The 19,163-nt window shown below is 62.4% G+C and carries 19 protein-coding genes; 9 read left to right on the top strand and 10 right to left on the bottom strand.

From position 1 onward, the window contains the following. Positions 1 to 3 precede the first annotated feature (3 nt). The 3 genes from NKJ17_RS08470 (at position 4) to NKJ17_RS08460 (ending at position 3,389) form a co-directional block, all read left to right on the top strand. Positions 4 to 2,205 carry a caspase family protein gene (locus tag NKJ17_RS08470; protein ID WP_352506622.1) on the top strand — a complete coding sequence of 734 codons (2,202 nt, stop codon included), beginning with the start codon at positions 4 to 6 and terminating at the stop codon, positions 2,203 to 2,205. Between the two features lie 102 nt (positions 2,206 to 2,307). Further along, a complete protein-coding gene (locus NKJ17_RS08465) occupies positions 2,308 to 2,688 on the top strand; it encodes a hypothetical protein (protein ID WP_352506623.1) in 381 nt (126 codons plus the stop codon). Beyond that, a complete protein-coding gene (locus NKJ17_RS08460; RefSeq protein WP_352687938.1) occupies positions 2,685 to 3,389 on the top strand; it encodes a DUF4760 domain-containing protein in 705 nt (234 codons plus the stop codon). Before NKJ17_RS08465 ends, NKJ17_RS08460 begins: the two co-directional genes overlap by 4 nt. Before the next feature lie 83 nt (positions 3,390 to 3,472). Here NKJ17_RS08460 and NKJ17_RS08455 read toward each other — a convergent pair whose 3' ends face one another. Beyond that, positions 3,473 to 4,555 carry a trypsin-like serine peptidase gene (locus NKJ17_RS08455; protein ID WP_352506625.1) on the bottom strand — a complete coding sequence of 361 codons (1,083 nt, stop codon included), beginning with the start codon at positions 4,553 to 4,555 and terminating at the stop codon, positions 3,473 to 3,475. A 392-nt stretch (positions 4,556 to 4,947) separates the two neighbouring features. On the opposite strand from NKJ17_RS08455, the gene NKJ17_RS08450 reads away from it, so the two are divergent. Both NKJ17_RS08450 and NKJ17_RS08445 read left to right on the top strand, forming a co-directional pair. Then, positions 4,948 to 5,574 carry a S1 family peptidase gene (locus NKJ17_RS08450; RefSeq protein ID WP_352506626.1) on the top strand — a complete coding sequence of 209 codons (627 nt, stop codon included), beginning with the start codon at positions 4,948 to 4,950 and terminating at the stop codon, positions 5,572 to 5,574. Continuing rightward, positions 5,544 to 6,035, top strand: a complete 492-nt coding sequence (locus tag NKJ17_RS08445; RefSeq protein ID WP_352506627.1) for a trypsin-like serine protease — start codon at positions 5,544 to 5,546, stop codon at positions 6,033 to 6,035. Before NKJ17_RS08450 ends, NKJ17_RS08445 begins: the two co-directional genes overlap by 31 nt. 67 nt (positions 6,036 to 6,102) lie before the next feature. Here the strand turns inward: NKJ17_RS08445 and NKJ17_RS08440 are convergent, their stop codons facing one another. Beyond that, entirely contained in the window at positions 6,103 to 6,453 is a 351-nt protein-coding gene (locus tag NKJ17_RS08440) for a hypothetical protein (protein ID WP_352687935.1), read from the bottom strand. A gap of 189 nt (positions 6,454 to 6,642) precedes the next feature. Between NKJ17_RS08440 and NKJ17_RS08435 the strand changes: the two genes are divergently transcribed. Then, positions 6,643 to 6,972 (top strand): DUF2934 domain-containing protein, encoded by a 330-nt coding sequence (locus NKJ17_RS08435; protein ID WP_352506629.1) that lies wholly within the window; start codon positions 6,643 to 6,645, stop codon positions 6,970 to 6,972. Between the two features lie 55 nt (positions 6,973 to 7,027). Here NKJ17_RS08435 and NKJ17_RS08430 read toward each other — a convergent pair whose 3' ends face one another. The 8 genes from NKJ17_RS08430 to NKJ17_RS08395 form a co-directional block, all read right to left on the bottom strand. Continuing rightward, positions 7,028 to 7,720, bottom strand: coding sequence for a substrate-binding domain-containing protein (locus NKJ17_RS08430; RefSeq protein WP_352506630.1), 693 nt, complete (start codon positions 7,718 to 7,720; stop codon positions 7,028 to 7,030). Positions 7,721 to 7,837: 117 nt separating this feature from the next. After that, positions 7,838 to 8,884 carry an L-glyceraldehyde 3-phosphate reductase gene (mgrA, locus tag NKJ17_RS08425; RefSeq protein ID WP_352506631.1) on the bottom strand — a complete coding sequence of 349 codons (1,047 nt, stop codon included), beginning with the start codon at positions 8,882 to 8,884 and terminating at the stop codon, positions 7,838 to 7,840. Between the two features lie 130 nt (positions 8,885 to 9,014). After that, the gene (locus tag NKJ17_RS08420) at positions 9,015 to 10,163 is read right to left on the bottom strand and encodes a Gfo/Idh/MocA family protein (protein ID WP_352506632.1); all 1,149 of its coding nucleotides are present in this window, start codon (positions 10,161 to 10,163) and stop codon (positions 9,015 to 9,017) included. A gap of 12 nt (positions 10,164 to 10,175) precedes the next feature. Beyond that, positions 10,176 to 10,922: a sugar phosphate isomerase/epimerase family protein gene (locus tag NKJ17_RS08415; RefSeq protein ID WP_352506633.1), complete on the bottom strand. Its 747-nt coding sequence runs from the start codon at positions 10,920 to 10,922 to the stop codon at positions 10,176 to 10,178. Positions 10,923 to 10,996: 74 nt separating this feature from the next. Beyond that, on the bottom strand, positions 10,997 to 12,127 hold the full coding sequence (locus tag NKJ17_RS08410; RefSeq protein ID WP_352506634.1) for an ABC transporter ATP-binding protein: 1,131 nt from the start codon (positions 12,125 to 12,127) through the stop codon (positions 10,997 to 10,999). 5 nt (positions 12,128 to 12,132) lie between these two features. After that, entirely contained in the window at positions 12,133 to 13,068 is a 936-nt protein-coding gene (locus NKJ17_RS08405) for a carbohydrate ABC transporter permease (protein WP_352476375.1), read from the bottom strand. Next, entirely contained in the window at positions 13,061 to 13,954 is an 894-nt protein-coding gene (locus tag NKJ17_RS08400; protein WP_352476374.1) for a carbohydrate ABC transporter permease, read from the bottom strand. The genes NKJ17_RS08405 and NKJ17_RS08400 overlap by 8 nt, the downstream gene beginning before the upstream one ends. 107 nt (positions 13,955 to 14,061) lie before the next feature. After that, on the bottom strand, positions 14,062 to 15,300 hold the full coding sequence (locus NKJ17_RS08395; RefSeq protein ID WP_352506635.1) for an ABC transporter substrate-binding protein: 1,239 nt from the start codon (positions 15,298 to 15,300) through the stop codon (positions 14,062 to 14,064). Between the two features lie 392 nt (positions 15,301 to 15,692). Here NKJ17_RS08395 and NKJ17_RS08390 point away from each other — a divergent pair, with 392 nt between their 5' ends. From NKJ17_RS08390 to NKJ17_RS08380, 3 genes are all read left to right on the top strand, one after another. Beyond that, positions 15,693 to 16,742 (top strand): LacI family transcriptional regulator, encoded by a 1,050-nt coding sequence (locus NKJ17_RS08390; RefSeq protein WP_352506636.1) that lies wholly within the window; start codon positions 15,693 to 15,695, stop codon positions 16,740 to 16,742. 322 nt (positions 16,743 to 17,064) lie between these two features. Next, positions 17,065 to 17,493: a YybH family protein gene (locus NKJ17_RS08385; protein ID WP_352476371.1), complete on the top strand. Its 429-nt coding sequence runs from the start codon at positions 17,065 to 17,067 to the stop codon at positions 17,491 to 17,493. Between the two features lie 256 nt (positions 17,494 to 17,749). Continuing rightward, on the top strand, positions 17,750 to 18,781 hold the full coding sequence (locus NKJ17_RS08380) for an IS110 family RNA-guided transposase (protein WP_352687933.1): 1,032 nt from the start codon (positions 17,750 to 17,752) through the stop codon (positions 18,779 to 18,781). Positions 18,782 to 19,163: the final 382 nt, after the last annotated feature.

Below are 19,163 nucleotides of genomic sequence, written 5' to 3'. Positions count from 1 at the left end.
ATCATGATCAAGGTGACGCGGCGGACGCTGCTTGCCGGCACGTCCGCGCTGGCCGCTGCCGGCCTGGTGCCGTTTCGGGCATTCGCAGCGGCGCGCACCTACCATGCGCTGCTTGTTGCCTGCACCGATTATCCGAACCTGCCGAAGAAGAACTGGCTGATCGGACCGAAGAACGATGCCGGCCTGGTGCGCGATTACCTCCTGAAGTACACGCCCGCGCCGGTGAAGTTTTCAGCCGAAAACGTCGCGCTGCTCGCCAAGGATGTCGAAGGCGCCAACGGACCGCCGACACATGCGGCGATCAAGGCAGCACTCGCCGACCTTGCCGCCAGGGTCCAGCGTGACGATTTCGTCTACCTGCATTTGTCCGGTCACGGCGCGCAGCAGCCGGCGGCGAACAAGGGCGACGAGACGGACGGCCTCGACGAGATTTTCTTGCCGTCCGACATCGACAAATGGGTCAACCGCGAAACGGGCGTGCCCAATGCGCTGGTCGACAACGAGATCGGCACCGCGCTCGACGCTATCCGCGACAAGGGCGCCTTTATCTGGGCCGTATTCGACTGCTGCCATTCCGGCACTGCGACGCGCGCCGCCGAGGTCGACGACGAGCTGGAACGCAAGGTCGAGTTCGCCGATCTGGTCGGCGGCGACGACGCTGCCAGGGCGGCTGCGGTGAAAGCCTATGACGAGATTGCGTCGGCCGCGCCGCGCGGCTTTGACGAGGACGGGCAGCGCAAGCCGGCCTTCAAGCTGACGCCGACCGGCGCCGAGCCGACCACCAAAGGCAAATTGGTCGCCTTCTACGCGGCGCAGACGGTGGAGACGACGCCCGAGATGCCGCTGCCCAAGGGCACGGCCGATGCGCCTCGATTCGGGCTGTTCACCTTCACCATCCTGTCGAAACTGGCCGAGAATCCCAACATCACCTACCGCCAGCTCGGCCAGGCCGTGCTGCAGCAATATTCGGCGGACGGCCGCACCCGGCCGACGCCGCTGTTCGAAGGGGAACTCGACGCCCGCGTCTTCGGCACCGACAAGACAGACGCGGTCATGCAATGGCCGATCGTCATCGAGAACGACAAAGCCACGATCGGCGCCGGACTGCTGCATCGCCTCACCCCAGGCAGCAGGCTCGCAATATTGCCCTCGGCGCTGTCGCCGCTGTCGAACGCGCTTGGCTATCTCCAGGTGCAGTCGGCGAAAAACCTGGAAAGCCGGGTCAAGCCGGTCGAGTTCGGCGGCAAGCCGGCGATCAAGCTGGCCGACATCCCCGCCAATGCCTATGCCCGGCTCGCCGAGCTCGCCGTCGACTACAAGCTCGTGATTGCGCGGCCGGCGGCGACCAAAGGCCTCGAGAAAGAGGCCGCGCTGGCGAACTCGGTTCTCGACGATCTGGCGGCCAGGGAGAACTCAGGGTTCCACATCGCGCTGGTCGAGCCGGGCAAGAGCGCAGATCTGCGTCTCGCCGTGCTGCGCGAGAACGCCATTGCCGGCGCCGCCGAAGATGCCACCGACGCGCCGGCGCTGTGGTTCCTGCCGGCTTCGGGCGACATGACGCTCAAGGAGGGCAGCAAGCCGCCGATGATCGTCATTCATCCGGACGACCGCGAAAAGTTGGTCGATGCAGCGGCCAAGAACCTGACGAAAATCTTCCGCGCCATCGGCCTGTCGAGGCTGGCCGCCGCTTCCGATTATCGGCCGGAAGAGGTCAGCGTCGAGTTCCGGATCAAGCGTTTTGATAGCGACACGCTGCAGCCGATCGAACCGTCGACGGTGCCGCGTGTTTCGCCCGACGATCAGGTCCACGTGCTGGCCAGGAACGGTTCGACCGATCTGGTCGACATCAACGTGCTCTATGTCGGCTCCGACTATTCCATCCAGCATTTTCTTGCCGAGCGCCTGACCGAAGGCGCCGTGCTCGAGGAAGGCCTGTTCAAATTCACCGACACCAGCTTCGGCATGGAGCGGATGATCGCCGTCTTGACCGAAGCACCGCCGCAGAGCGAGAAGCAGGATCTGAGTTTCCTGGCGCAAGAGGGCGTTGTCTCTGTAACGCGCGGACTTGGACAACCAAACTTCTCCGATATGCTGGCCGATATCGGCAGGGCGCCGGCGACGCGTTCGGCCATGCGGCTCACCGACGACAAGGGGTCGAAGGGCGCCGTGATGATCTTCCCGATGGAGACGGTGCCGCGCGCCTGAGGCGGGGTCAGGTGCCCGGCCGGGCCTCTTGCCTAATCGGCTGATAATGAACATTCTTCGACCGCTGCTGTCGGCGGCCGAACGGAACGGATGAGGGCGTTCGTGAACAGGATCGTATTTTCGTGGCGCGCAACAACCGCCGGTCTTGTCGCCGGGCTGCTGCTGGCCGCCAATGCTTCGGCGGACGAGGCTTGCGGCCTTTGCGCTAAGGAGGTCGTCATCAATTCCGAACTGGCGAGCTGCTTTCTCGACCAGTACGACCAGATCGCCAAAACCGGCAACGCCGCCGTCATCGTCGATCTCAGCAGCTGCACCTCACGCGGCGTGGTCGAACCATTGCCGTCGCCGGGCAAGGCGCAGGTGGCGCCTGACGTGCAGTTCATCGTTTCGCGGGCGCAGCTGGATTGCCTGAAGAAGAAGCTGGAGACGCCGGGCATCGTGCTCGACCCGTCCGCCACCATAGACCTGGACAGCTGCGGATGACGAAAGCGGGGGGCAACGCAACGCAGCAGGCAGTGACGGCGCCGGTGCCGCAAAAGAAGCCGGTGTCGCTGCCGGAAACCGTCGAAGGCCTGCCGTGGGTGAGCAATCACGAGGTCAAGAAGGAGGCGAACCCATTCACCGATCGCGACTGGCGCATGCTCGTCTATGCCTGGTCCGGATTGCTGGTGCGCCTGGCGATCATCTTCACCCTGATCTTTTCGGTCTACCAGTTCCTGGCGAACCAGGAGCAGAAGCGCGTCGAGCAAACGATGTCGCTGGTCGAGCTCTGGGAAAGCAAGGATTACCAGCAGGCGCAACGGGCCCTCAAGCAACGCCTGGCGGCGCTCAACGCCAAATACGGCAATCTGCTCAGTGCCAATCCGACGCCGACCGAGGAACAGGTGTTCAGACAACTCATCGGCATCGAAGCGATGAGCGCAACCGGCGGCGACATGCCGCTTGCCGAGTTCAGCGACAATTTCGACCGCATCGTCTATTTCCTCAACCGCCTTTCCTCCTGCGTCGAAGGCGGGCTGTGCTCGCGTGAGGTCGCCGACTCCTATTTCCGCGACTATGCCGCTTCCTTCTGGAGCTATTTTGCCGGCTATATCGACAAGGAGCGCAAGGCCGGTTCACCGACTTTCGCCCAGCCGATCGAGAACTATGTCCGCCAGGCGCCACCCTCGGCCCAGTCCAGATAATCCCGAAAAATGCGAAGCCGGCGACGGAAATGCTCCGCCGCCGGCTAGTTCTCCGCGATGATCGCGGCGGGAACTCTGCAGGCCTATTTGTACAGGCTGTTGATCCACTGGACGTTGATGGCGTTCAGACGCACGGCGGTGTTGGCATCCGGGCTCTCGGCCACGTTCACGCCGGTGATGACGCGCTGCTTTGAGCCATTGTCATAAGCGTAGACCGAGCTGCCGCTCGATCCCGGATAAGTGTCGCAGTCGTACTGGAAATACTCGGTGGCGATGTGTTCGGCGAGCACTTCGCAGGTCGCCTTCCACATCGTGCCCATCGGCTTGTCGCCGGGATAGCCGACGATGTTGGCGGTGAAGTCGCCGAGATCCACATAATCGGCATAGCCCAGCCAGCCGAGGTTGGTGCCGACATCCTGCTTCAAGGTGACGATGCCGAGATCCCATGGCACGACCGAGCCGTAAAAGCCCTGATAATTGTCGATGAAGCCCTGGACGATATAGGCGCTTTCATAGGTGAAGGCGCCGAACGGTGCGTCGTCGGCAGTCTTGCCGTTGAGAGCCGGCACGAACAGGATATCGTCCAGCCAGGCCTTGTCTTCGTGGCTGTAGAGGCAGTGCGCCGCGGTGAGCACCGTGCGCGGGCCGATCAGCGTCGCCGAGCAGCTGCCATAGCTGCCGCTCTTCGATTTGCCTTCGAGGTAGCCGATCGCGGTGAACGGGTAGGTTTTGGTATTCTTGATCTGCTCCCGGTCGTCCGTCCCGAACACCTGGCGGCCGGCCTCTTCGCCTCCGCTCAGCCCGGAATTCTGGGACTTCTGTCCCTCGGCGGGCGCGTTCATTTCCTTGATGACAAGGTCCTTCAGCGTCTCGTTCGGATCGATCTTGATGTCCTTGCCATCGGCGGAGCGGCCGACGATGCCATAGGATTTGACGGCCGTTGCTTCGTCGGTGAGCGGCGCGGCGCGGTTGGCCTCGTCCTCGGTCAGTTTCGGCGGGGCGATCGGTTTCGCCCGGCCAGGCTTGTAATCGCCCGATGTCACGTCACGCATGCTTTCGCCGTTGCCGGCGTTGGCGGAACCTGGCTCGGCAGCCAAGGCAGGAACCGCCCACATTGCGGTGGAAAGCAACGCGGACGCAATAATGCACTGTGTCAGTTTTGTCATGGTGAGACTCTCCCAAAAGTCAGCAAGGACTGGATCAAGATATAGAAATATTGTCGAGATCGTGGTGGCGCCGAAAAATGAATTTGGTTGCCGGCGCCTTTACCGGGCCATTATTCAGTGCAGCCAGTTTAGGTCCCCGCCAAAAATGCCCGCAACGGTATACTGCCTAAAATAATCCAACATTGGCAACGACAAATTGCTTCCACATAGCCCGTGGGGGATTATAGATTTGGGCGGGTTTGGCTCGACACCACGATTTAGCAAAAGTGGTACTCGGTTTTTTGACGGATCACGCTCCACATCGGCGCATGATCGGCTCACCGGCCGGTTCCCCTTTCAGTGGATCACGCGTCGAGGCTGATCTGTCGGAACATCGTCTCAGGGGGTTCGAGGTGAAGATCATCCATAGGTTCAGACCGATTGCTGCAGCCTCGCTGCTTGCCATCGCGGCGGCCTTGCCGGTCGTCAATTCCGTTCATGCCACGGACGCGGCCGCCCGGCCGGAGGCGGCGATCTCGCCGATGAAACGCGTGGCCGAGGCCAGGGCAAAAGCCAAGGCGGAGAACCCCGACGGCACCGATCGCGTCTACGGCGGCAAAGAGGCCGAGAAGGGCGCCTATCCGTTCCAGGTGGCGTTGCTGACCACCGGCAAACTGGACGAAAGTCCGGCCTCGCAGGCGAATGCGCAGTTCTGCGGCGGCAGCCTGATCGCGCCGCAATGGGTGCTGACGGCGGCGCACTGCCTCAACGACGACGGCGAGCCGATTTCGCCTGATGTGGTCACCGTGCTCACCGGCGCCACCGATCTCAGCGAGGGCAAGCGCTACAAGGCGGTAGAGATCATCGTCAACGAGGGCTACAGCGAGCAGACGCTGGACAACGATCTCGGCCTGATCCGGCTGGCCGAGCCGGCCGATGCCCCGACCATCAAGATTGCCCGTGAGCCGACCCCCGACGCCGGCAAGACCACGGTCACCGGCGGGGCAAGATGCAGGACGGAACATTTCCCACCGCGCTGATGGTTGCCGACTTGGACCTCCAGCCGAACGCAACCTGCAACAACGGCATCAGGGCGATTTATGCGCGTGATTTGAAGGCTGCGCTCGGCGAGCTCGCCCGCCGCATGCGTTACTCGGAAAGGGGCATCGAGGCGGCCGCCAATGCAATTGCTGCTGATATGGCCGATCCGCTGACCGGCAACATGATCTGCGCCGGCACCGTCAGCGGCGAGCGCGACGCCTGCAATGGCGACAGCGGCGGACCGCTGTTCATGACCGGCGCCGATGGTCCGGTGCAGGTTGGCGTCGTCAGCTGGGGCGAAGGTCCGGCCGACGGCAGCACCGCCTGCGGCCACAAGAACGCCTACGGCATCTACACGCGGCTGGCGAATTACACCGGCTGGATCGAGGAGAAGATGAAGACGGCAGCGCCTGCAGCGCCCAAAGCCCTCGGCACGGCGCAGAAGCCCGCCACGCCCTGACCGGTGTCATTTGCTGAATGACGGCGGGAGCAATCCCGCCGTTTCTGCCCGGAACCTTAGGTTGGGACTAGAACCAGCGATCGCGGCGCTGGTCTGTGGCGGCCAAGGCGAGGCCCAGTAGCGCCCCTACGGCCGCTCCGAGTATGAATGCGGACGATACCGTGCCGGGATTCTCCTGGACGACCCCGGAAACCGTCTGCGCCCTGTTGCGCAGGGCTTGTGCCGTCCGCGAGGCGCGCTCGGCAGCGCTGTCATACCAGTCGCCGGCGTCTTCGATCGCCTCTTCCGCGCGTTCGGCCAAGGTCCGATTGATCTTGCTTATCTCGCGCTTCAGCTGCGCGACCTGCTTTTCCAGGGCTTCCTGAGCTTCACGTTGAGTCATCTTCGGTGTTGCGGATTCGTTCGGTTCGTCGGCCATGGTAATCTCCTTTGCTCAGGTTCGGCTCAACGGCCGGCCCGCTATCTAGGTTCCTCCGCAAAACGCATCTGTCCGGTGTTTGTTCGATGAGAGACCGGGTTTTGTCCGGCAGTGTGCGAAATCGGCCTGAACATAGGATCGTTCCGGCGCTCCCCGCGTTGGTGAAAACGCCACAAGGGAGGAACCGTCATGGACAACGATCGGCATGAAAAGATTCGGCAGCGAGCCTATGAAATCTGGATGCGCGAGGGCCGCCCGGATGGCGCGCATGAGCGTCATTGGCAGCAGGCGAAGCAAGAGCTTGGCTACGATGAGACGACGACCGGCCAGGCTGATGATGACGCGGCCGAGCACGGTCCCACTGGAACGATCGCCAGTTCCGACGTTCTGACGGTCGAGGCACTGGCGATGCGCACCGGGATAACCGGTGATCAGGCGCAAGAGCTGATCGACAGGCTTGGCAACGACAGGGCGACGCTCGAGCAAGCCGCGCGGAACATCAAGGCAGCCGAAAATTAGAGCCTGTTTGAGGAGAAATCCCCAACGTGCCTCTGGCGTGATTCATCGCACGCTCTTAGCGGCGCTCGACACCCTTTGCCGCCAGCATGTCGTCAACGGCTGCCGACATCAGAAATTCCGACAGCCGCTCGGCAGCTTCTGCGTTCGTTGAACCGGCACTGATGCCAATGGCGAAGTCGACGTAACTTTGGAGTTCTGCCGGAAACCGACCGACAAGCACGACCTCGGGAGCGGCCGCGAAAATCGAAGTCACGGGAACGACCCCCAACTCGGCTTCCCCACGGCCCACGGCTTGCGCTGTCTGTCCTCCTGGTATGGCTACCAGCTTGGGCTTCACCTCATCCGCTATCCCCAAACGTTCCAGCAAACCGGAGAAGTAGCCACCGCTGGTTCCTTCACTGGCGTAGGCGATCGATCTGGCGCTCTTCAACGCCTGTTCGAATGCTTCCACGGACCCGATATCGAGCGGTCGACTGCCTGCCTTGGCTGCCACCCCCATTGCTATCCGGCCAAACGCCACCTGGCTCCCCGCCTTGACCTTTCCCGAGGCAGTCAGATCCTGAACCAGGTCCGGATTGGTGATGACGAGGTCAAAAGCTTCCCCAGCTTCAATCTGCTTCTTTACTGTCGGATTGAGCTCCCACCTGACCGCAACCGTGAATCCTGTGGCCGTTTCGAACTGGGGTATGAGGGATAGGATGGCGGGGCGGACCGCAATAGCGCCAAAAAGCCGGGTTTCCTGATTCATCGCCTAACCCCGAATCGGGCGAAACGACCTTCTTGCAATACCCATCCAGCTGCCCGGCCATTCCATGCTCAGCGTCCCGGAAGCCGTCGCCCTTCGGCCACCGGATACCGTCGTCGCCTACTTCCTCGGCGGCCCCTTGCGCTCGGCCGATGCCGCCCAGAGGTTGATGTCGGACTCGCGGGCAAAGGTGTCGATCTCGGCGAGCTCGGCATCGCTGAAGTCGAGCGCCTTCAGCGCCCCGACGCAATCCTCGACCTGTTCCGGCCGGCTGGCGCCGATCAGCGCCGATGTGACCCTGCCCCTGCGCAGCACCCAGGCCAGCGCCATCTGCGCCAGCGTCTGGCCGCGGCGGCGGGCGATGACGTTCAGCGCCTCGATATTGGCGATCGATTTGTCGTTGATGAATGCCGGGCGCAGCGACTTGCCCTGGCTGGCGCGGCTGCCATCGGGGATGCCGCCGAGATATTTGTCGGTCAGCATGCCTTGCGCCAGCGGCGAGAACACGATCGAGCCGACGCCAAGCCCCTCCAGCGTATCGAGCAGGCCATCATCCTCGACCCAGCGGTTGAGCATCGAATAGCTCGGCTGATGGATCACGCAAGGCGTGCCGAGCTGCTTCAAAATGTCGGCGGCCTCGCGGGTGCGCTGCGAATTATAGGAGGAAATGCCGGCATAGAGCGCTTTGCCCGAGCGCACCGCGTGATCGAGTGCGCCCATCGTCTCTTCCAGCGGCGTGTCGGGGTCGAAGCGGTGCGAATAGAAGATGTCGACATAGTCGAGTCCCATCCGCTTCAGGCTCTGATCGAGGCTGGCCAGCACATACTTGCGGCCGCCCCATTCGCCATAAGGTCCTGCCCACATTTCGTAGCCGGCCTTGGTCGAGATGATCAGCTCGTCGCGATAACCGGCAAAGTCCGTCCGCAGGATCTCGCCGAACGCCCGCTCCGCCGAGCCGGGCGGCGGGCCGTAATTGTTGGCGAGATCGAAATGCGTGATGCCCAGATCGAAGGCCCTGCGCGTGATCGCCTGCTTGGTTCTATGCGGCGTGTCGTCGCCGAAATTGTGCCACAGCCCAAGCGAGATCGCCGGCAGCTTCAGGCCGGACCGCCCGCAGCGATTGTAGACCATCTTTTCGTAGCGGTTTTCGGCGGGAACATAGGGCATGGGAAATCCTCATATCGAAACGAGCCGACAGCTGCCGCCGCGATGACGGGCAAGTCGAGGCCGGCCCACCCTTAGCCTCTCCCCGCGCAAACGGGGAGAGGCTTTTTGCGGTGCTTGGGAGGTGCGCCGCCTACTTGGTTTTCTTCTTCGCCAGCAGCTCCTTCGCCGCCTTGACGCCGAGTGCCGCGGGCCGCTCGCAGCTGGTCTGCATGGCGACGAACTTTCCGGTTTCGCCCGAACGCAACAGGCCGGTCATGACGTCGACGGCATGCAGCGCCAGTTCCATCGAGCAGCGGTGCGGCCGGCCTTCTCTGATCGCGATCGCCATGTCGGCCAAACCGGCGGTGCGGTAGTTGGCCATCATGCCTTGCGAATGCATCTCGTTGGGCACGCCGAACGGATGCGGCCATTTCGGCAGCTTCTTCACCGGCTTGGCGGCTTCGGTGTAGCGCACCTCGCCGCCGAAGAAGTTCGGATCCGGCACGAACACCGTGCCCGCCTCGCCATAGAGCTCCATCGGAGCGTGGCCGTGGCTCCAGACATCCCAGCTGGTGTTGAGCGTCACAACGGCGCCGTTCTCGAATTCCAGCACGCCATGGATCGTCGTTGGCGTGGAGACCGGTATCTTTTCGCCGGCGCGCGGCTTCGAGCTGATGATGCGTTCCGTCATCGGGATCGAAGCGAAGGCAGCGACCCGCTTCACCGGCCCGATCAGCTGGATCAGGTTGGTGATGTAATAGGGTCCGATATCGAGCACCGGCCCGGCGCCCGGCTGGAAGAAGAAGTCCGGATTGGGGTGCCAATGCTCCATGCCATGGCTCATCACATGACAGGTGCCGCTGGTGACCTTGCCGAGCCTGCCGGTGTCGATCAGGTCGCGGACAAGCTGGTGCGCGCCGCCAAGGAAGGTGTCGGGGGCAGAGCCGATGCGCAGCCCCTTGTTTTCCGCCCGTTTCTTCAGGTCGAGCCCTTCCTTGACCGACAGCACGAAGGGCTTCTCCGAATAGACGTGCTTGCCGGCGTCGAGGATCTGCTTCGACACCTCGTAATGCACCGCCGGAATGGTCAGGTTGACGATGATGTCGATATCGTCGGCCTTGAGCAGCCCCTCAACGGTCTCGGCGCGCAGCTTGAACTCCTTTGCCCGCGCTTTCGCCGCTTCCATGTTGATGTCGGCGCAGGCGCGCATCTCGATGCCGCGAAACAGCGGCGCCAGCGAGAAATACGCCTTCGAGATGTTGCCGCAGCCAATCACGCCGATGCCAAGTTTTGTTGCCATGCTGATGTGCTCCTAATAGGTCTTGGCGGCTGCGATGGAGCGGCGGGCGAAGCGCTCGATGTCGTTGGGATTGTCTTGTTCCATGACGTAGTATTTCGCAGCGCTTTTGGCGCGCAGCGCCTTGATCAGGCCGGGCCAGTCGATGGTGCCGTGGCCGACGTCGGACCAGCCGTCCTCGTCGAGGCCCTCGCCCGGCTTGGCCAAGTCCTTGACGTGGACGGCTACGATGCGCTTGCCGTGCTTCTCGATCCAGGGCAGCGGATCGACGCCGCCCCGCACCACCCAGGCGACATCCATCTCCCAGCCGATGTCGGGCGCGGAGGACAGGATATGGTCCTGCGGCACCGAGCCGTCGGCGAGCGCCTTGAATTCGAAATCATGATTGTGCCAGGCAAAACCATAGCCGGCTTTCCTGGCCGTCTCGCCGACCTTGGCCAGGCGTTCGCCGAAGCCGCGCCAGCCGGCCGCGTCGGCCGGCCTGAACTCGGCGTTCAGGAAGGGGCAGATGAGCAGCGTGATGCCGAGCGCATCGGCCGTCCTGCGCACGCCGTCGAAATCCTTCTCGAGCGCGTCGATCGAGAAATGCCCGGTCGGCATGGCAAGGCCGTTCTTGTCGAGCTCGGCACGGAACGCCTTGGGATCGTCATAGACGCCACCGAACCCTTCGACTTGGCTGTAACCAAGCTCGCCCAGCATTTTGAGCACGCCCTCCCAGGGCTGGAAATTACGCGCGCTGTAAAGTTGGAATGACCAGTTCATCGTCTCTGTCCGTTTCTTGGGGATGGTTAGTCTTGGGGGGAAATGGAAAAGTCTTGGGAGGCTAAAATCAGGCTCTAGAGGCGGTTACCTGTGGCGGCGTCGAACAGCGAGGCCCGCATCGGGTCGAAACCGATGCCGACCGCCTCCGCGTTGTTTGGCGTACGCTCGGCTGTCACCCGTACCGTGAAATTCTGGCCGGCGAGCTTCAGCCAGACCAGCGTGTCGGAACCCATGGGCTCGACGACCTCGACATTTGCCGTGGCTGCGAACGGCCATCCCGTGCCGCTGTTGAACGCCACGTGCTCGGGGCGGATGCCGAACACGGCCGGCCCTGGCACCGGGTCCTTCTCGAAAGCATAGGTGGCCAGCGGTATCCGCACATCCTCGGCGACGAAGTGCCAGTCGCCTGCCGCTTGGTCAAGTCTGCCGTCGAGGAAGTTCATTGCCGGCGAGCCGAGGAAGCCGGCGACAAACCGGTTGACCGGCCGGTTATAGATGGTCTGCGGCGCATCGAGCTGCTGGATGACCCCGCCCTTCATCACCGCGATACGGTCGGCCAGCGTCATCGCCTCGATCTGGTCGTGGGTGACGTAGATCATGGTGTTCTCAAGCTTGCGATGCAGCAGCTTGATTTCGACGCGCAATTCTGCGCGCAGCTTGGCGTCGAGGTTGGAGAGCGGTTCGTCGAACAGAAAGACATCGACGTCACGCACAAGTGCGCGCCCGATCGCCACACGCTGGCGCTGGCCGCCGGACAGGGCCGCCGGCTTGCGATGCAAAAGCGGTTCGATCTGCAGGATCTCGGCGGCCCGGGCGATGCGCTTGGCGATCTCGTCCTTGGCGAGACCGGCAACGCGCAGCCCAAACGACAGGTTCTTCTCCACCGTCATCTGCGGATAAAGCGCGTAGGACTGGAACACCATGCCGATGCCGCGATCCTTGGGCTCTTCCCAGGTGACGTTCTTGCCCTTGATGAAGATGCGGCCTTCGGAAACGTCGAGCAGCCCGGCAATGCAGTTGAGCAAGGTCGACTTGCCGCAGCCGGACGGGCCGAGCAGCACGATGAACTCGCCTTCGGCGACATCGAGGTTGAGCGTCTGCAGCACTGATATCGCGCCGAAATTCAGCGACAGGTTCTGGATCGAGACGCTGGTGCCGTTTGCCCCGTTGCTGCCGTTTGCCGCAACGCTGCCGTTTGCGTTCATCGCCATCATCCTTTCACCGCGCCGGCGGCGATGCCGCGCACAAACAATTTTCCGGACAGGAAATAGACGATCAGCGGCACCAGGCCGGTCAGGATGGTGGCTGCCATGTTGACGTTGTATTCCTTCACGCCTTGCACCGAGTTGACGATGTTGTTGAGCTGCACCGTCATCGGATAGGTGTCGGGGCGGGTGTAGACGACGCCGAACAGGAAGTCGTTCCAGATGCCGGTCACCTGCAGGATGATGGCGACGACGAAGATCGGCAGCGACATCGGCAGCATGATGCGGAAATAAATGCCCCAGAAGCCGGCGCCGTCGACACGCGCTGCCCGGAACAGCTCCTCCGGCATGGAGGTAAAGTAGTTGCGGAACAACAGCGTGAGGATCGGCATGCCGAAGATGGAATGGACGATCACCAGGCCGCTGAGGCTGCCGTAGAGGCCGACTTCGCGCAGGATGATGACGATCGGATAGATCATCACCTGATAAGGGATGAAGGCGCCGACGATCAGGATGATGAAGAAAGTGTCGGCGCCTTTGAAGCGCCAGTTGGCAAGCGCATAACCGTTCACCGAGGCGAGCGCGATCGACAGGATCACCGACGGGATGGTGATGCGCACCGAATTCCAGAAGCCACGCGACAGCCCGTCGCAGTTGAGCCCGGTGCAGGCGCTCGACCAGGCCTTGACCCAGGGCTCGAAGGTGATCTCCATTGGCGGCGAGAAGATGTTGCCGAGGCGTATCTCGGGCATGCCTTTGAGCGATGTCACCACCATCACGTAGAGCGGCAAAAGATAGTAGAGCGCCACCACGATCAGCGTGCCGTAGAGGAAGATGTTACGGCGCGAGAATGTGTGGCGCGGCTTCGGCCCGCTCGGCCCGTAGGCTTCGAGCCCGCCGGCGCCGGCAATGGCGGGCAATGAAACGGTATGGTCAGACACGCTTCTTGCCTCCGAACTCGAGATAGGCCCACGGCACGATGACGATGATCACCGACAGCAGCATCATCGTCGAGGCGGCGAACCCTTGGCCGAGGTTCTGGGCGAAGAACATGTAATCATAGACATATTTGGCCGGGACTTCGGAGGCGATGCCGGGCCCGCCGCTGGTCTGGGCGACGACAAGGTCGTAGACGCGAACGATGTTGGAGGCGACGATGACCAGCGTGGTGATGAAGACCGGCCGCATCATCGGTATGATGATGAACAGATAGGTCTTCCAGGTCGGTATCCCGTCGACCCGCGCGGCCTTCCAGATATCCTCGTCGATGCCGCGCAGGCCGGCCAGCATCAGGCACATGATGAGCCCGGTGCCTTGCCAGAGAGCGGCGATCAATATGCCGTAGATGACGATGCTGGAATCATAGAGCGGATTGAAGCTGAAGCTCGTCCAGCCGAGGCTGCGCACCACTGCCTGGACACCGAATTCGGGGTTGAGCAGCCACTGCCAGACCAGACCGGTGACGATGAAGGACAGGGCGAAGGGATAGAGGAAAATGGTCCGGAACGTGTCCTCGAACCGGATCTTCTGGTCGAGCAAGGCAGCAAGCAGGAAGCCGATGACAAGCGAGAACACCAGCGACAGCACGCCGTAGATCAGCAGGTTCTCGATCGAGATCAGCCAGCGCGGCGTCGCCCACAGCCGATAGTACTGGTCGAGACCGACGAAGTGCAGCCGCGGCAGCAGCTTGGAATTTGTGAAGGAATACAACACCGTCCAGAGGGTGCCGCCGACAAAAATCACCAGCGCGGTGAAAATCATCGGGATCGAAGCGACTTTCGCATTGAGGTTGCGAAAGAGTTGGCTCGGGCGTTCGCTCTTGCTCATCTGCACAGCCGCGCTGGATCGGGGAAGGGCCGGAGGGTCAAGAGGCCTTGACCCAAGCTCCCGACCCTGCGTTCGCAGGGGCGGGAGTGAGGCGGTTGGTCGATCGCTCAATCGGCCGAACCGACGATGGCGGCGAAGCGCTTCTGCGCATCTTCCACGGTCATGTCCTGCTTGGCGAAGAACTCGGAGAACAGATCCTCCTTCTGCTTCTGCGTATCCTGCGAAAGCAGCTGGTCGGTCCAGGGCATGACATTGCCCTTGGCGAGAATTTCGAGCCCCTTCTTCATGCAGTCGTTCGCCGCCTTGAGGTCGACGTCGCCGCGCACCGGCAGCGAACCTTTCTTGAGATTGAAGGCGACCTGCGTCTTGGGATCGAGCAGCGTGTGGGCCAGCACTTCCTGTGCCTTCGATTTTTCGGGATCCTTCAGCAGCGGAAAGTAGAAAGCGTCGCCGCCGGTGGCGATGACCTCGTTGAGACCGAGGCCCGGAAGGCAAGTATAGTCCTTGCCGGCGGTCTGGCCGGCAACCTGGAACTCGCCCTGCGCCCAGTCACCCATGATCTGGCCGCCCGCCTTGCCGGTGATGACCAGATTGGTGGCCTGGTTCCAGTCCTGCACATTGGTGTTCTTCGCCATCTTGCGGGCGTCGTCCGCGGCCTTGAAGACCTTGGCGACTTCGGGCCCGGCGGCGAATTCGGCGTCCTTGTCCTTGTAGACCTTGAGGAAGGCGTCGGTGCCGCCGACCGCCGCAAGCAGCACGTCGAAAGCGCCGGAGGCCTGCCAGGGCTGGCCGCCGACCGCGAGCGGCTGGATGCCTGCCTTTTCCAGCGCGGGCGCCGCAGCGACGTATTCATTCCAGTTCTTCGGCACGGGCACGCCGGCCTTTTTGAAGGCGGCGTTCGACAGCCACAGCCATTGCCAGGAGTGGATATTGACCGGCACGCAATAGATCTTGCCGTCGAGGGTACAGCCGTCGAGCAGGCTCTTCGGCTGCACGATTTCCGTCCACTTTTCCTTGGTGGCGAGATCGGTGAGGTCGCGCATCAGCCCGGCCTGCACCAATTCTTCCGCCTGCCGGCCGTGATTGAACTGGGTCGCGCCCATCGGGTCGCCGCCGGTGATGCGGCTGATCATGATCGGCCGCGCCGTGCCGCCGGAACCGGCGATGGCGCCGTCCACCCAGTGATTGCCGGTTGCGTCGAAAGCCTTGGCGAGTTCTGCGACCGCTGCCGCCTCGCCGCCGGAGGTCCACCAATGGGTGACTTCCAGATCCGTCGCGGCCGCCGGGCCGGCGAATTGCAGCGCGACCGTCGCAGCCAGCGCAGCAGTCATGAGTTGGTATCGCATTTCGTTCCTCCCAGAATCTGAAACGTTACAGATTTTCGATACGGCAATTGCTTGAGGCGCGCAACCCCTCAGGCGAAGGTGGCATCAAGTTTTTTCGAAGCGCGAATAAAATCGCGCGGCTCGCTGGTCTACCGCATCGCAACCAGAGAGGTTGCACTGCAAAATAGAATGCTGCGGCGCCGAAAAATCGGAAAATCCCGTTCCAATCGCTGTTTTGCGCCGATTGCAGCGCCGCTCGTTCTGCATCTGTCACCAGTGGTGTGGCAATGGTCGTGACAATCTGTAACGTTTCAGTATATAGCGGTCTCATTCGGTGAAGGCCGCGGCGTGCCCGCGGCCGGCCGATTGCCGGGCTGTCCGGCAACTGCTATGCGCCTGACGGGGCGGGACGAATGAACAGGCATCAAAAAGAGAAGGCCGACGACGCGTCGGGCCAGGGCCGGCCGACGCTGAAGACGCTCGCCTTCATGACCGGGCTGGGCGTCACCACCGTGTCGCGTGCGTTGAAGGACGCCCCCGAGATCGGCGCCGAGACCCGGCGGCGCGTCCAGCTTGTCGCCAAGCAGATCGGCTATCGCCCCAACCGTGCCGGCGTCCGCCTGCGCACCGGCAAGACCAATGTCATCAGCCTGGTGCTCAACACCGAGCACGAGATCATGAGTTTTGTCTCCGACATCATCTACGGCGTTTCGGAAGTCATCGCCGACACGCCCTATCACTTGATCGTGACACCCTATTCGCGCTCCCAGGATCCGCTCGACCCGATCCGTTACCTCGTGGAAACCGGTTCAGCCGACGGCGTCATCATTTCGCGCACGCAGCCGAACGATCCGAGAGCCCGCTATATGCTGGAGCGCGGCATCCCCTTTGCCACGCATGGCCGCACAGACATGGGGCTGATCCATCCCTATCATGATTTCGACAATTACGCTTTCGCAGCCGAGGCGGTGCGCCATCTGGCCGGCCTCGGCCGCCGCCGGATGGCTCTGTTGGCGCCGCCGGTCGAGCTGACCTATCACGGCCACACGCTCGCCGGCTTTGCCGATGCGCTGAGCGAGGTCGGCGCCAGCGAGATCCCGTTCAACACCGTTTCGATCGATCATTCGATCGAGCAGATCAGAATGCGGACGGCGCAGTTGATGCGCCGCGATGTCAGGCCGGACGGTTTCATCAGCAGCGCCGCCGCCGCGACGCTCGCCATCGTCGCCGGCATCGAAGACGCCGGCCTCAAGCTTGGCCGCGATGTCGATGTGGTGTCCAAACAATCGTCGGAGCTTCTGCACCTGTTTCGCAGCGAATTGCTGGTCGTCAACGAGAACTTCCGGCTGGCCGGCGCCGAACTCGCCCGCTCGGTGCTGGGCTGGATCGGAGGCGCCGCACCTGGCACCCTGCAGAGCCTGAGCGAGCCAGGCGAAGTCCAGGCCTATCGCCGCCCCGACTAGGGCGGGATATGTTCAAATTGAAATGGGCTCCATCTATTTGCCTTAGCCGCATTTCTGCGACGCCAAGTGATTCCACTTGGCTGGAAAATGTGCGCTGCCGACGGCAACCTTGGGACCGAATGCTGTCCGTCCGATATGGGGACGAGATCACCAAAGAGCGGCCGTAGGAGCACGCGGCAGTCACGTTTCGGGACTAAGGGGCTCATCACTCTTAATACCACGATGCAACAGCAGCTTGGACCGGCCATATTTGTTACGAATAGTGTCGATGTCGGATTGATCGCCCCGGCCTCGTCGTTCCAGAAAATGAAGGAGCAACGATATGTCTGAAAAGGAAGTCTTGTCTGTCATCCGGGGCCAGGAAGACGCAACTGCCAAGGGGGACGCCCGCGCCAACGTCGATGCCATGGACCCGGATGTCGTGGTTTTCGATCTGCCGCCGCCGCTCGCCTATAGAGGCGAACAGGCACGCGACATCGAAGGGATAAATGCTTGGTTTGCAACTTGGCGCAACGGCGTCACCGTTCACATGGCTGACCCGCAGCTCATGATCGACGGCGATCTTGCAGTGGCCTTCGGGCTGTCGCGCATGACTGGCATTAAGACGGATGGCACAGAGGTCGACTCCTGGAGCCGGCGAACCATCGTGCTAAGGCGCATCGGCGGTTCTTGGAAAATCATCCACGAACATGCCAGCTTCCCTATGGCAATGGACGGAAGTGGGCGCGCTGTGACGGATCTCTTGCCGTAGTTCCGGAACGCCTAACGTCCTCAACAGGGATGTCGGCTTCACGTGGCAAGGGTTCGTAGGCGAACGGTCGAATTGGCGGCCCGTTGCTGACAGTCAATCTTCGGGCCGATGAACGAACATGAGGTAATCGCGGGAGCGGTGGCCACCAAAGCTGTGGCGGCGATGTTAGGAACTCTAGCCGGCTGGCTGTCCCCCGATAGGATGAAGAACGGGCTCACGATGGACACCGGGCCCAGGCATCGAACGGAGGACAGCCATGCAGCAGTATATCGGTCTCGACGTATCCATGAAAGAGACGGCAATATCGATCCGGCAGGACGGCAAGAGGATCTGGCGGGGCAAGTGCGCGTCTGACCCGCAACTGCTCGCGGCGTTGATCCGCAAGCGCGCACCGTATGTCCGGCGGGTCGTGTTCGAGACGGGGCCGCTGTCGGTGTGGTTCTACCATGCGCTGACGGCAGAGGGCCTGCCGGTGATCTGCATCGACGCGCGGCATGCCAAGGCCGCGCTGAACATGGCCGCGAACAAGACTGATGCGAACGACGCCGATGGCCTGGCACATCTGGCCGAGGTCGGCTTCTACCGAGAGGTTCGGGTCAAAGGTTTTGACAGCATGTTGATCCGCACGCTGATCACCGCGCGGCGCCAGCTTCTCAAGATGCGTTTGCAGATATCCAACCAGATCCGCGGATTGATGAAGACGTTCGGCCTCGTCGTGGCCAAAGGCGCCGGCAGCGTGTTCGAGCGCAACGTTCGCAACCTTCTGCAGGGCGAGGAAAAGCTGGCGCGCATCGTTGCGCCAATGCTTCGGGCATGGAGTGATATCCGACAGCAGACAGCAGAGCTGAGCAAACAGTTGGCCGCGATGGCGCGTGAGGACCAGCACTGCCGTCTGCTCATGTCAGTGCCCGGTGTAGGCACCGTAACAGCCACCGCCTTTGCCGCAGCCGTCGAGGATCCGGCGAACTTCAGAAACTCGCGCGCCGTGGGCGCATGGGTAGGCCTGACCCCGAGGCGCTACCAGTCCGGCGAGGTCGATAATGACGGACATATCTCGCGCCGTGGCGACAATCAGTTGCGCGGACTGTTATACGAGGCGGCCGCGGTCATCCTGAACCGGTCGACGGATACCAGCACCCTGCGAACCTGGGCGTTGGAGCTCAAAGAACGACTCGGCTTCAAGCGAGCGGCCGTGGCCCTGGCGCGCAAGCTAGCAGTGATCATGCATGCGATGCTCCGGACGGGCGAGCTATTCGATCCGCACGGAGGAACGCACGCCGCTGCCTGATCTTCAGACGCTCCCTGCGACGATTCCGTCAGGCCATTCAACCAACAGCGTTCTTACAGGACGCACCGAGCCGTCCCTGCCGGGACGTGGCTGAGATCATTCCGCGAAGCGGGAAGCAACTGCCTCGTTTAGCAGATTGCGTAACGAACATAGGAAGATCTCACCTGCGAAACTCATCCTGCGGCGATCAGCTTTGCATCGACCGCGTAGACGACCCTGTACCCGGCATACGAACGAGCATCGGCAAAAAGGACGACTGCCTTGCACCTACCCCCTTGACGGTCGGGCGATTAGACGACCCGCTGCGCGGGAGGGGCGCCTGCGGTTGAGGTAGAGATCAAGAACCGGTCGTCGCGCTCGCGTTGAGCGTCGTTCGGCTCGA

The organism is Mesorhizobium sp. M0208 (genome assembly GCF_040322015.1).
GTDB lineage: Bacteria > Pseudomonadota > Alphaproteobacteria > Rhizobiales > Rhizobiaceae > Mesorhizobium.
Note: the sequence above shows the minus strand (reverse complement) of the source record. Positions and strands in the feature narration are given on the sequence as shown.

Bases quoted from the DNA above. Each gene is read 5' to 3' on its own strand.
- NKJ17_RS08470 (WP_352506622.1), top strand. From the start codon at position 4: ATGATCAAGGTGACGCGGCGGACGCTGCTTGCCGGCACGTCCGCGCTG.
- NKJ17_RS08460 (WP_352687938.1), top strand. From the start codon at position 2,685: ATGACGAAAGCGGGGGGCAACGCAACGCAGCAGGCAGTGACGGCGCCG.
- NKJ17_RS08455 (WP_352506625.1), bottom strand. From the start codon at position 4,555: ATGACAAAACTGACACAGTGCATTATTGCGTCCGCGTTGCTTTCCACC.
- NKJ17_RS08445 (WP_352506627.1), top strand. From the start codon at position 5,544: ATGCAGGACGGAACATTTCCCACCGCGCTGATGGTTGCCGACTTGGAC.
- NKJ17_RS08440 (WP_352687935.1), bottom strand. From the start codon at position 6,453: ATGGCCGACGAACCGAACGAATCCGCAACACCGAAGATGACTCAACGT.
- NKJ17_RS08435 (WP_352506629.1), top strand. From the start codon at position 6,643: ATGGACAACGATCGGCATGAAAAGATTCGGCAGCGAGCCTATGAAATC.
- NKJ17_RS08430 (WP_352506630.1), bottom strand. From the start codon at position 7,720: ATGAATCAGGAAACCCGGCTTTTTGGCGCTATTGCGGTCCGCCCCGCC.
- mgrA (WP_352506631.1), bottom strand. From the start codon at position 8,884: ATGCCCTATGTTCCCGCCGAAAACCGCTACGAAAAGATGGTCTACAAT.
- NKJ17_RS08420 (WP_352506632.1), bottom strand. From the start codon at position 10,163: ATGGCAACAAAACTTGGCATCGGCGTGATTGGCTGCGGCAACATCTCG.
- NKJ17_RS08415 (WP_352506633.1), bottom strand. From the start codon at position 10,922: ATGAACTGGTCATTCCAACTTTACAGCGCGCGTAATTTCCAGCCCTGG.
- NKJ17_RS08410 (WP_352506634.1), bottom strand. From the start codon at position 12,127: ATGAACGCAAACGGCAGCGTTGCGGCAAACGGCAGCAACGGGGCAAAC.
- NKJ17_RS08400 (WP_352476374.1), bottom strand. From the start codon at position 13,954: ATGAGCAAGAGCGAACGCCCGAGCCAACTCTTTCGCAACCTCAATGCG.
- NKJ17_RS08395 (WP_352506635.1), bottom strand. From the start codon at position 15,300: ATGCGATACCAACTCATGACTGCTGCGCTGGCTGCGACGGTCGCGCTG.
- NKJ17_RS08390 (WP_352506636.1), top strand. From the start codon at position 15,693: ATGAACAGGCATCAAAAAGAGAAGGCCGACGACGCGTCGGGCCAGGGC.
- NKJ17_RS08385 (WP_352476371.1), top strand. From the start codon at position 17,065: ATGTCTGAAAAGGAAGTCTTGTCTGTCATCCGGGGCCAGGAAGACGCA.
- NKJ17_RS08380 (WP_352687933.1), top strand. From the start codon at position 17,750: ATGCAGCAGTATATCGGTCTCGACGTATCCATGAAAGAGACGGCAATA.